Annotated in this window: 11 protein-coding genes; 7 read left to right on the top strand and 4 right to left on the bottom strand. The window is 39.9% G+C overall.

What is annotated here, in order from left to right; translation table 11 throughout:
- Positions 1-774 precede the first annotated feature (774 nt).
- The 3 genes from HRT50_RS03520 (at position 775) to HRT50_RS03510 (ending at position 3,571) form a co-directional block, all read left to right on the top strand.
- Positions 775-1,053: a DUF4266 domain-containing protein gene (locus tag HRT50_RS03520; protein ID WP_291611378.1), complete on the top strand. Its 279-nt coding sequence runs from the start codon at positions 775-777 to the stop codon at positions 1,051-1,053.
- 118 nt (positions 1,054-1,171) lie between these two features.
- On the top strand, positions 1,172-2,479 hold the full coding sequence (locus HRT50_RS03515; RefSeq protein ID WP_291611387.1) for a DUF3570 domain-containing protein: 1,308 nt from the start codon (positions 1,172-1,174) through the stop codon (positions 2,477-2,479).
- Between the two features lie 120 nt (positions 2,480-2,599).
- Positions 2,600-3,571, top strand: a complete 972-nt coding sequence (locus HRT50_RS03510) for an FAD:protein FMN transferase (RefSeq protein ID WP_291611376.1) — start codon at positions 2,600-2,602, stop codon at positions 3,569-3,571.
- An 82-nt stretch (positions 3,572-3,653) separates the two neighbouring features.
- Here HRT50_RS03510 and HRT50_RS03505 read toward each other — a convergent pair whose 3' ends face one another.
- From HRT50_RS03505 to HRT50_RS03490, 4 genes are all read right to left on the bottom strand, one after another.
- Positions 3,654-4,502, bottom strand: coding sequence for a slipin family protein (locus HRT50_RS03505; RefSeq protein ID WP_291611384.1), 849 nt, complete (start codon positions 4,500-4,502; stop codon positions 3,654-3,656).
- 8 nt (positions 4,503-4,510) lie between these two features.
- Complete coding sequence (locus HRT50_RS03500; protein ID WP_291611373.1) at positions 4,511-5,836, bottom strand: nodulation protein NfeD; 1,326 nt, start codon at positions 5,834-5,836, stop codon at positions 4,511-4,513.
- Between the two features lie 242 nt (positions 5,837-6,078).
- Positions 6,079-6,294, bottom strand: a complete 216-nt coding sequence (locus HRT50_RS03495; RefSeq protein WP_291611371.1) for an acetyltransferase — start codon at positions 6,292-6,294, stop codon at positions 6,079-6,081.
- A gap of 177 nt (positions 6,295-6,471) precedes the next feature.
- Positions 6,472-7,494, bottom strand: a complete 1,023-nt coding sequence (locus HRT50_RS03490; RefSeq protein WP_291611370.1) for a DUF3083 family protein — start codon at positions 7,492-7,494, stop codon at positions 6,472-6,474.
- A 263-nt stretch (positions 7,495-7,757) separates the two neighbouring features.
- Here HRT50_RS03490 and HRT50_RS03485 point away from each other — a divergent pair, with 263 nt between their 5' ends.
- The 4 genes from HRT50_RS03485 to HRT50_RS03470 all read left to right on the top strand — a co-directional run bounded on the left by HRT50_RS03485 (position 7,758) and on the right by HRT50_RS03470 (position 11,629).
- Positions 7,758-8,018 carry a DUF5062 family protein gene (locus HRT50_RS03485; protein WP_291611368.1) on the top strand — a complete coding sequence of 87 codons (261 nt, stop codon included), beginning with the start codon at positions 7,758-7,760 and terminating at the stop codon, positions 8,016-8,018.
- A gap of 359 nt (positions 8,019-8,377) precedes the next feature.
- On the top strand, positions 8,378-9,436 hold the full coding sequence (gene aroG / locus HRT50_RS03480; protein WP_291611366.1) for a 3-deoxy-7-phosphoheptulonate synthase AroG: 1,059 nt from the start codon (positions 8,378-8,380) through the stop codon (positions 9,434-9,436).
- A gap of 86 nt (positions 9,437-9,522) precedes the next feature.
- The gene (locus tag HRT50_RS03475) at positions 9,523-10,584 is read left to right on the top strand and encodes a MoxR family ATPase (protein ID WP_291611364.1); all 1,062 of its coding nucleotides are present in this window, start codon (positions 9,523-9,525) and stop codon (positions 10,582-10,584) included.
- Positions 10,585-10,606: 22 nt separating this feature from the next.
- The gene (locus tag HRT50_RS03470) at positions 10,607-11,629 is read left to right on the top strand and encodes a DUF58 domain-containing protein (protein WP_291611362.1); all 1,023 of its coding nucleotides are present in this window, start codon (positions 10,607-10,609) and stop codon (positions 11,627-11,629) included.
- Positions 11,630-11,647: the final 18 nt, after the last annotated feature.

Below are 11,647 nucleotides of genomic sequence, written 5' to 3'. Positions count from 1 at the left end.
ATTGGGATTGAGAGCAACGCCGCCTTGGAGTATTTTAACCAGCACAAGTGGGCAATAATTTAATGAAATTGGTATAAGGTAAAGTAAGTGGGTGGACCACGATTACAGCAAGGTAAGCTCTGTAGGTTTATATTTTCTACTGGTGTATATGAAATAACTTGCCAAGTGGCTGCAAGCATATTTTGATAAAGGTGGCCGCTTAATAGTTCACTGGGCTCATGATTATCTTCTAATTCAAGTTGGCAATGATAGCCGTTGCTTAGGTTGGTGTCTGAGTGACATGGCTGTGCAAAGCTCGTGCTGATAAAGCAAAAGCATAATATAATATACAATAAGGTATAAGGCTTATTGAAAGTCATTATTTCAAATCATTAATCATCGCCATGGCGGCGCAGTATATACCCAAGTTTGTTCTAAAGAAATGTTAATCGATTTCAAAATTGTTAACGTTGTAATTTTTTATTAATTTAGCGTTAGTTAAGTTTGGCTTTGTTTGGTTTAGCTTACTTGTCTAAGCTGATGAGATCAGATAGTTACATTACCCATCCTAGGCAAGTACTTTACATGCAAGGATACCTACAATAATACCAAGCAGGATAGCAAAATCGTGTTAATAAAAGCTGAAGGCGAGATTAAATATCGCTATAGTGGCTGTACTATCGGTAAAATAAGCCAGTATAAAAAGGCTATTCAATGTTGAACAAATCATCATAGCCACTCTTTTTATAAAGGGAGTTCAAGGCAAGCAAAGGCGCTAAAGTCATCAAGGTAATAATGAAAGCGAATCAATCTACTATTAAAAAATTACGGCAGCTATATCAGTCTATAACTGTATCTAAAGCAAAGCTTATCCTGTCAGCTGTTGTTCTTGTCAACCTGAGTGCTTGCAGTAGTTTGGGGGTAGAGCCTTGGGAGCGTGACTTATTGGCGACAAAAGCAATGGCGTTAACATCCAGCTCTGTTGATGCAGCTTTAGATGATCATATTTATTTTTCAAAAGAAGCCTCTAGTGGCGGTAAAAGTTTTGGCGGCGGAGGTTGTGGCTGCAATTAACCGATTGGTTAAACAAGCAGTAACTATCAATATATAGATGAGCTATCCAGACAATAAAAACAGTAAGCAACCTAGCCAAACTAATCAGCATAGCCAGCTTAAAAAAGCTAATGTCAAAATGGCTTTATCTTTGGCAGCCGGCGCTTTATTAGGTACTGGTGTTATAGTGAATGACGCCAAAGCTGAAGTGTTAAAAGATTGGCAATTTGAGAGCGCCTTTTTATTTTATTCTGAAGGCGAGCGAGTAACCGCGGCTGAGCTGATTGTCAGCGGCAACAAAACCTTTGCTAACGATGAAATATTAAATTTAAAATTGACTATCGATTCTTTAACCGGCGCTTCGGCGAATGGCGCTGTGGTACAAGCGCAGGCGCAAACATTTACTCGCCCCTCAGGTGAGGGTCAATATATTACCCCTGCAGGGGAAACGCCCCTTGATGACACCTTCAAAGATACTCGAGTACAGTTAAACGCTCAGTGGACTCAACCCTTAGCTGAAAATTATACTGCCAGTATTGGCGGACATTTCTCTAAAGAATTTGATTATTTATCCCTAGGGGTTAATGGTAATTTGGCGGTGGATTTTTATAAGAAAAACTCAACTATTTCATTAGGGCTAAGTCATTTTCAAGATACCTTTACCCCTATGGGCGGCATACCTAAGCCTTATGCTGAAATGCTTATTGGTGATAGTAGTTCGGTAAGTTGGGATGAAGAGTTTGCTAAAACACGTATAGGAAGTAGTGAGAAAAAGGTCACTAGTGATGTGTTATTGGGTTTCACCCAGGTGATTAACAGGAGGATGATCACTCAGTTTAATTATTCTTACTCTATGGTGCGAGGTTATTTAACTGATCCCTTTAAAATTGTCAGTGTTTTAGATCAACAAGGCACTGTGCAAGATTATATCTATGAGTACAGGCCGGATGAACGTAATAAGCAAAGTACTTTTGCTCAAGCTAAATACCATTTTGACCAAAACTTATTGAACAGTGTGCTCGATATTTCATATCGTTATATGTGGGACGATTGGCAAATTAAATCGCACACCCTAGATAGCACTTTGTACATGCCGCTATCTAGTCGCTTCGGTAAACAAAGCTACCTTCAGCCGCATATCCGTTATTACCAACAAAGTGCTGCCGAGTTTTATCGCCCTTATACTTTTTCTGGACAAGAAAGTCATGCCTCGCCGGAAGAAAACTATATCAGTGCCGATTACCGCATCGGTGAAATGGACGCTGTGACTCTTGGAGTAAAGTATGGTTTTAGTCTAAATAATGGCAACGATTTCTCCGTAAGGTTAGAGTATTATCGACAAATGCCAAGCAATGCCGGTTTTGATGAGCCTAGTGAACTGTCGAACTTAACTGTTTATCCCGTTGTGCAAGCGGTTATATTCCAGCTGAGTTATTCGTTTTTGTGATACTTGATAGGGTAATTAATATGGAAAATGTTATGGCACTCAATTTGAATGTTGCTCTGAAAGTTAATCTTAAATTCTCCCCTGATAGTAAGGTCAAAGAACAATGCTATTAGCAGCACAATGAATAAAATAATTAACAAAGCAATTAACAATACCATTAAAAAAACGATTAAGAGTAGTCAGCGAATCCTGTCGGTCAAAGCCCAAGAGCAGGGCTATGTACTCTCTTTTGATGCCATGGCCAGCCCATGTGAAGTACTGATGCAAACAAATGACTTACGCTTAGCAAAGCTGGTCGGCCGTGCAGTCAGTGATGAGGTTTGGCGTATTGAAGACAAGTTTAGTCGTTATAACAAAAACAGTGTCTGTTACCAAATTAATAACAGTGCCGGGCAGAGCATTGCTATCGATGAAGAATGCTACCTGTTATTAAACTTTGCTGAGCAGTGTTATCAGCTCAGTGATGGCTTATTTGATATTAGCGCCGGTATTCTTAATCAAGTCTGGCACTTTGATGGCAGCGGTAATATCGCTTCAGCAAAGCAGGTTGCCGGTGTTTTACCCTTAGTTGGCTGGAAAAATATTAGTTACCAGCCAAATAGCATTACCTTACCCAAAGGCATGGCCCTTGATTTTGGCGGCATTGGTAAAGAGTATGCCGTTGACCGCGGTATTTTATTAGCTAAGCAAATAACAAAGCTACCAGTGCTGGTTAATCTGGGCGGAGATTTGGCGGTAACTGGGCCAAGACTAAACGGTCTGCCCTGGCAAGTTGCCATAGAGTCAATTGAGGAAACTAAGTTAAACAACGACAATAATAAAGATGACAAAGATACCATAGTGGCTTTATATCAAGGCGCCTTAGCAACCAGTGGTGATAGTAAGCGTTTTTTAGTTAAAGATGGCCGGCGTTATAGTCACGTGCTTAATGCGTTAACTGGCTGGCCAATTGAGCAGGGACCCAAGTCAATCACCACGCTGGCACCGCAATGTATTCAAGCGGGTATGTTAGCGACGCTAGCCTTGTTGCAAGGAGAGGGCGCAGAGCAGTTTTTGACTGAGCAAGAGGTTACTTATTGGTCACGTAGATAATAAGTTAATAAAATTGCTAAGCAGCAGTGTGAACAAATACAGCTAAGCAATAATTACTCTTCATGGCGATTTAGTGACTAGCTTAGCTAGTTGGCGCCTTATCTTGTTCGGAGCCTTTTTCGGAGCCTTGTTGAGATTCGTGTTGAGTACTTTTCTGTTCGGGCGGAGCATTTTGATTAAATATGCCCTTCATCAATTCCATCGGCAAAGGAAATAATATGGTGGAATTCTTTTCACCGGCAATTTCTGTCAAGGTTTGCAAATAACGTAATAAAATAGCATTTGGCTCCAAAGCTAATTTACTAGCAGCCTCAACTAACTTAGTGGAGGCTTCCATTTCTCCCGAGGCATGAATGACCTTAGCTCGCCGAGTTCGCTCTGCCTCTGCTTGCCGAGCAATGGCTCTGATCATGTTTTCATTCAAGTCGACATGTTTTATTTCGACATTGGATACTTTGATGCCCCAACCGTCGGTACGAGCATCCAATATTGCTTGTATATCGGTATTAAGCATATCTCGGTTGGCAAGCATTTCATCTAATTCATGTTGACCAAGAACCGACCTTAAGGTTGTTTGCGCTAATTGTGATGTTGCTTGTAAGAAGTTCTCGACATTAATGATGGCCTTTTGTGGGTCGGTAACCCGAAAATAAATGACGGCATTAACTCGCACTGAAACATTATCGCGACTAATGACATCTTGACTGGGCACATCCATAACGACAGTACGTAAATCAACTCGCACCATTTGTTGAATGATAGGTATCACTATGATCAAGCCAGGTCCTTTTACCTTTTCAAAACGGCCTAAGAAAAATATCACGCCACGCTCGTACTCCCGTAAAACCCTAAACAAACTAAAAGCAAACAGTAACACTAAACTAATGATTGTTATTGGCATCAACATACCGGTATTAATTAAAATTTCCATCATAGTCACTACCTCTCTATTTCTGGGGAGTTTTTCTTAGGATTAGCGGACTTTGTTACGCTAACCGTTAAACCTTTAATGCTATTTACCGTCACTTGCTCGCCTTGTTGCAGCTGTGCCGGACTAACTGCCGCCCAGCGCTCGCCTTTTAATAAAATAAACCCAGCACCAGTGAAATTCTCTAGTACTGTACCTTGGGCGCCAACGAGCGCTTCTATACCACTAACGACTTGATTATTACGCAGGCGCCATATATATCCGAGCATAAAGACAATAAATGAGCCACTAGCAATAGCTAGGGTAAAGATGAGCTTAAGCGATACTTGAAACTGTTGTTGCTCGGTATCTATTAGAAAAATAGAGCCTAAGACAAAGGCGATTAAGCCACCTATGCCAAAGACACCAAAACTCGGGATCATAGACTCGACAATAAGTAAGGTGATGCCCAGTAATAATAATGCCAAACCAGCGTAGTTAATTGGTAAAAGCTGAAAAGCATAAAGGGCAATAAACAAGGAAATAGCACCAGTAACCCCGGCTATGCCAATGCCGGGATTATAGAATTCGAGTAATATGCCATAGATACCAATTAACATTAAAATATAAGCAATATTAGGATCGGTAATGGTGGCAATAAACTTACTGCGCCAGTCTGGCTGGCGGTAGTCTAACTGCGCACCCGCGAGCTTTAATTTGTACTGATGTTTTTTAACTATGATGGTTTGGCCATCAAGTGCTTGTAGTAATTGCTCAGGGCTTTCTACTAAATAGTTAATTACATTTTTTGCTAAGGCTTCTTGAGCAGATAAGGTGGCGCCTTCACTCACGGCTAGCTCTGCCCATTTCACATTTCGGCCTCTTAATTGGGCTAAAGAGCGGATGTAAGCAATGGCATCATTAAGGACTTTTTTCTCCATGGCTGATTTTTGTTGTTTAGCTTCTTTGCCTTCTTGCTTTGGGGTAAAACCCCCACCAATATTTACCGGTGTGGCTGCTCCCAAAGTGGTCGCTGAGGACATTGCCGCTATATGGCAAGCATAAAGTATATAAGTACCAGCACTGGCTGCGCGTGCACCTTGCGGGAAAACTAAGCACAAAAGAGGAATGTCTGAATCAAGTATACGTTGATTTATATCGCGTAAACTACTACTTAAACCTCCTGGTGTATCAAGAATAAGCAGTATGGCCGAAGCTTGAGCCTGTTGATTTGCTTTGCTAATTTCTTTGGCAATATAGTCACTCACCGCAGGGCCAATAGCGCCTTTGATGGTTAACACGGGGATATGTGGTTGGGCAGAAAGCGGCTGCTCTGCAGCTAATAAGTCGCTGAGCATAAAAGGGTTGCTAAGTATGATGAAAAATAACCAGCGCAACATAACTGAACACTCAAGTTAATTACCACTTAGTATTATTTTAGTTCAAATAAGGTACAGTTGCTTAATAGCAGGTGTTTTTATGATTATATGGGTGAGCTAATCGGTGATAAAAGGGGAGAATTAATTATTATCTCCCCCAATAGAAATGTCAGTATCAGTGCCTGTTATCGAGTTGTTGAGCAAAACTGTTTTTAGCAAAGCTACTTTTTATGGCTTCTATAATTAGGGTCGGTCCAACAGCGTGGTAAGTCTTCACCAGATAAAAAGGTTAATTCAGCTTTGGCAAACTCTTGTGGATCTTGTACCTCTTCGCCAACTTGATAACTACCTAAAACCTTTTCATGATACAAATTGGTTAAATCTTGGATTTTATCGACATCGACCATATCACCATTCTTTCTATTTTTTAAAAACATAATAACCTCCAGCAAGCATAACCCCTTGGTTATCAGTATAAGCGTTAACTAGGATTGATGACGGGAAAAGGACTCGAAATTAATAAAAGTAACAAAATAGATTGTTACAAAATAGCCGAACATACTTAGTGAAGACTAACTCTGTTCGGCTAAGAGTTAAATGCAGGGCAAACTTAGCTAGCCTAGTTGAAAGCCAACATGTTGATGCAATCGAACCATCATTTTTTCTTGCTCACTAGCAACAAAAATGAGTTGCACACTGTCGACTAATTTTGCCGAATTCCACTTACAGGTATAACCACAACTGGTATGTTGTGGGTTGTAGCCAAGCATTAATAACTCGCCAGCAGTGACCACATTTTCATCCTCCCCCGAACGTACAATTGGTACTAGGCCATTAGCGACGACAGCACCGTTATTTAAGTTGTGGTTTTTAGCGGTACTAATAAAAGCATCAGCGATAAGGTTATATAAGGGGTTATAACGCTCTTGCGGGTTTTCGTCATGGCTAACCAAGGCACGGACTCGTCGGTTAATAGGGAAATCGACTACCGCATAGGTTAACGCCTTCGTCTGCGCTGGTAATTGGTATTGGTCTGCTAAGTATCTGTCAGAAATAGCTCTAAATTTATGTGCCTGACTACCGTCAATGCCTTTATTTTTAGCAAACAAATCATAGGTTAAATGTTGATGATCACTGACCCTAATCTGTTGCAGGTCAATGTTAGCTTTACTAGCAAAAGCGGTTAATGCCTTAGTGACTAGCTGATGAAATTTGGCTGATTGACCACGAATATCTTCACCGTTAGCTAAAAATATTAACGTTATCTTTTTAGCTCTGTTGGCACCATTGAAAAAGGTATTTCGGCTGGTGTGATATTTAGGGTTGTATAAAAATAACACTTGCTGTTTGGTTTGGGCAGTAAATTTTTCCGGACTAAAGCGTACCCGAGCAAATTTATCATTGGCAATAAACTGAGTACTCTCTAGTGAGAAACTATCATTGATAGCAAAGAACTTGTCGGCTAAGTCTTGATAGAGTTTCTCATAAGGTCTGGCACTGCTTTGTTCAATATGCCCTTGGTATTGTGCTAATAACTCATCGGTTAAAGGAATTTTAGCCATCAAGTATTGATTCTCTCGAGCAGATAAAGGGATATAAGCTTTGTGTTGCAAATTTTTGGTACGTGATAAAGGCATAGTTACCCCTGATATTAAATAGTAATGTTAAATGGAAAAATCAAATGAAAATATAAATTTATAGGCGAATTATACAAGACTAAAAAGTTGTCTATATGATGTAAATCAATAGAATAGTCTGCAAGTCATTAAATTTGTAATTGATTGTTTATTAGTCATATTTAGAGGGCTTTGCCGGTGTTTGTCTGTGTATTTAAGCTTGTGTTTCTTGGGCATTTAACGCATGGTAATAACAATTAAGATTGCTACTAGGACACTATTCGATGAAAAAATTAAAAAATGAAGCTGAATTACTAAAGAAAGCATTAACCATTGGTGAAAAATATGCGGTAAACCGTGGCTATAATGCTTTTGCGGCAACTAATTCGGCCAAAGATAAAATCGAAAGCCTTTATCGTTTATTAGTCAGCGATAATCTCATTCAACCGTTAGCAGTCGACAATGAAGACCAACCTAACATGAAACATAAACTCGCTCTTTGGATCGCCAAGCAGTTACCAGAAGGCCATGCTTTACTTAAGTAATCATTTACTTGAAGGTGTTAAGCCATCTTAACTGTAGCAAATATTGATTAAATATTTGCTACGTCTTTACTGATATTTTCCGCGTTAGAATAAATATTCTAAAAACTAGCTTAGAACAGCAATTTTTCATGGTATTCAACCAGCAACACTGCTAGATTGATTTTGGGATTCTAATTAGGAATTAATAATAGGTACTCAGGGTCAGTTAGTTTGCGAAGACTAAACTATTTGTTAAAGTTGAAGGAAAAGTAAAACTAAGCCAATGAGTATCGTCAACATTCATGCTAACACTACATTAGTGCACAATGAGTACTATGTTAGTGATGAATAAGTAACGAAAGAGCAGTAGAGAGCCAACTATGTACCAAACTGACGATGTACGCATCAACAAAATTAAAGACTTATTACCACCAATCGCTTTATTGGAACGATTTCCTGCGTCAGAGCAAGCCACTAAATCAGTCGTTGCCGGCAGAACTGCTATACACAATATCCTCAAAGATAAAGATGATCGCTTATTAGTAGTGATTGGTCCTTGCTCTATTCACGACACTAAAGCGGCGCTTGAATATGGCCAACGCTTAGTAAAATTACGTGAAAAGTATAAAGGTAGTCTTGAAATTGTCATGCGAGTTTATTTTGAAAAGCCACGTACTACCGTGGGTTGGAAGGGTTTGATCAATGACCCTTATATGGATAACAGTTTTCAATTAAATGACGGTTTACGTCTAGGCCGTAAGTTATTAGTAGAGCTAAATGATCTCGGTTTACCTACTGCGGGCGAATTCTTAGATATGATAACGCCGCAATATATGGCGGATCTTATGTGTTGGGGAGCCATTGGCGCTCGTACTACAGAATCACAAGTTCACCGTGAATTAGCTTCAGGTCTTTCTTGCCCGGTAGGCTTTAAAAACGGTACTGACGGTACCATAAAAATCGCTATCGATGCCATAGGCTCAGCAGCCGCATCACATCACTTTTTATCAGTAACGAAATTTGGTCATGCTGCTATTGTTGAAACCACAGGTAATGGCGATTGCCATATCATTTTACGTGGTGGAAAAACCACAAACTTTGATGCACAAAGTGTTAAATTGGTAACCGAGCAGCTATCAACGTCTGAATTGAAAACCAAGGTGATGATTGACTTTAGCCATGCTAACTCACAGAAAAAGTTTGAAAACCAAATGTTGGTTTCAACAGATGTTAGCGAGCAAATAAGCCAAGGTAACGATAATATCTTCGGTGTTATGGTGGAAAGTCACTTAGTTGAAGGCAACCAAAGTCTAATAAACGGTAAAGCGGCAGTCTATGGCCAAAGTATTACCGATGCTTGTATTGGCTGGAATGATACCGAACAGTTATTAAGTCAGTTGAGTGAAGCGGTAGTTAGCCGACGTAATATTAACTACTAAGCTAAACATATAAGGGCTAGTAATTCCCTTTAATGACAATTCATGCTAAAACGTCTAATTAACTCTTTATAATTAGACGTTTTTTTATGCCGCAAACGCCGCCAATTGTCGATATCGTACAAGCCAGTCAGCAGTCCATTACTGCCATTTTAAATAAAATTGAGTCAGTGGTATTAGGTAAACCGAAAGAATGTCGCTTAGCCCTGGCTTGTTTACTTGCCCAAGGTCATTTATTAATAGAAGACTTACCCGGCATGGGCAAGACAACTCTGGCTCATGTTTTAGCCACCACGTTGGGGTTAAGTTATCAGCGTACGCAATTCACCAATGATTTATTACCCGCGGATGTGGTAGGCTTTTCTATCTTTGATAATGAAACTAATCGTTTTGAGCTCCATAAAGGTCCGATATTTAATCAAGTGGTCTTGGCCGATGAAATTAACCGAGCCAGCCCGAAAACGCAAAGTGCGCTGCTTGAAGCCATGGCTGAGCAGCAGGTGAGTATTGATGGTATTACCCATGAATTACCTATGCCATTTTTTGTTATTGCTACTCAGAACCCCTTGTTTCATGCCGGTACCTATCCATTGCCCGAGTCGCAACTTGACCGTTTTATGATGCGTTTATCGCTCGGCTTTCCTGATTTAAAAGCCGAAAAACAGATACTATTAAATACTTCACAGCGGACTAATCAAACTTCAGCTGATAGCAAAGGTAACAGTAAGGCTGACAATGAAGGCGTGATTGCCGAAGCAGAACTTATAGTGATGCAAGATGCCGTCACGCAAGTGAGTGTTTCCAATGATGTATTGGAATATATTATTGCTTTAAGTCATGTCAGTAGACGGGCATATAATGGTCACATTAGTCCGGTAAATAATACTGACACAATTACCAGCGAGATCAGCTGTAAGCCGTTATCACCACGAGCTTCCAAGGCATTATTGCAAGCCGCTAAAGCGATGGCTTTTATTGATAATCGTGATTATGTCTTACCTGATGATGTCCAGGCAGTATTTTATGTGGTTTGCCAACACCGATTAGAAATGCAACCAAACCGACAGTTAGATGCAAGTCAGCTTGAGTCCTCTAGTGTGGCTAGGCAAATACTCAATAGTGTTGATGTGCTTAATCCCCTTGGTTACTAACAAGGCAGGTAACGGGTAAGTTATGGCAGCAACTGCAAAATTTTCATTGGCTAGGCCGGTTAGGCGTTTTTTTCAAAAACACTTTGAACGTTGGTTGGCGCGAAGGATCCCAAGTCAGCAGGAACATCAGCTAAACAGTCGTAACATCATGATATACCCAACTCGCTTTGGTTTGGCGTACCTAGGGTTTGTGGTATTGGTGTTTTTATTAGGCACTAACTATCAAAATAATATTATTTTGTTGTTCAGCTATTTATTAGCCAGCTTATTTATCAGTGTTATGCTGCATAGCTTTTATAACTTTTCCCAATTGCGTTTTTATAGCGTGGCAAAACAACAAGGTTATGCTGAAGAGGTGTTATATTTTGCCATTAAAATAACCACTGAAAAAACGCATTATGATATCAATGCTCATTTTACTGATAAGGCGTTAAACAGCCAAGTAGAGAAAATAGAACTGTGCCAGCAGGGCAGTCATGAGCTCAGGCTAGTCTATAAAACATTGCAGCGTGGTAAACACTGGCTAGGCAGAGTCACTGTTTTTAGTGAATATTCCTTAGGCCTTTTTAAAAGTAAATCAATTTTGGATTTTGGCCATTACGCCATAATCTATCCTAAAGCAAAAAGCCTAATTGCCGATCAATATCAATTATCTGCGCAAGCCGATGAGCCGAGTATAGATAGTTATCAAAGTACGAATAGTGTTGGTACTGATGATTTTTCCGAATTAAAGAGCTTTGTTCGCGGTGAATCAAAAGCCAGAACGGCTTGGAAACAACTGGCAAAAGGACAAGGACATTACTCAAAACACTATCAAGCAGAGCAAAGTCAATTACATTGGCTAAAACTGAGCGAAATGCCGAGTAATGATGTCGAAATACAATTGGCCTATTTAAGTTTCCTAATTGGTGAGCTGACGGCGTCGAATCAAAGCTTTGGTTTACAGCTTTCCACTGAACTTAGCTGTCAGTCAATGAACATAGCGCCAAACTCAGGCTTTCATCACCAACAAGCCTGTTTGACTGCATTGGCTTTATACTCATGATTTTCTTCAATAATAAAA

Source organism: Colwellia sp. (genome assembly GCF_013215345.1).
Taxonomy (GTDB): Bacteria; Pseudomonadota; Gammaproteobacteria; order Enterobacterales; family Alteromonadaceae; genus Colwellia.
The sequence above is the reverse complement of the archived record's forward strand: the minus strand, read 5'-3'. Positions and strand labels throughout refer to the sequence as shown.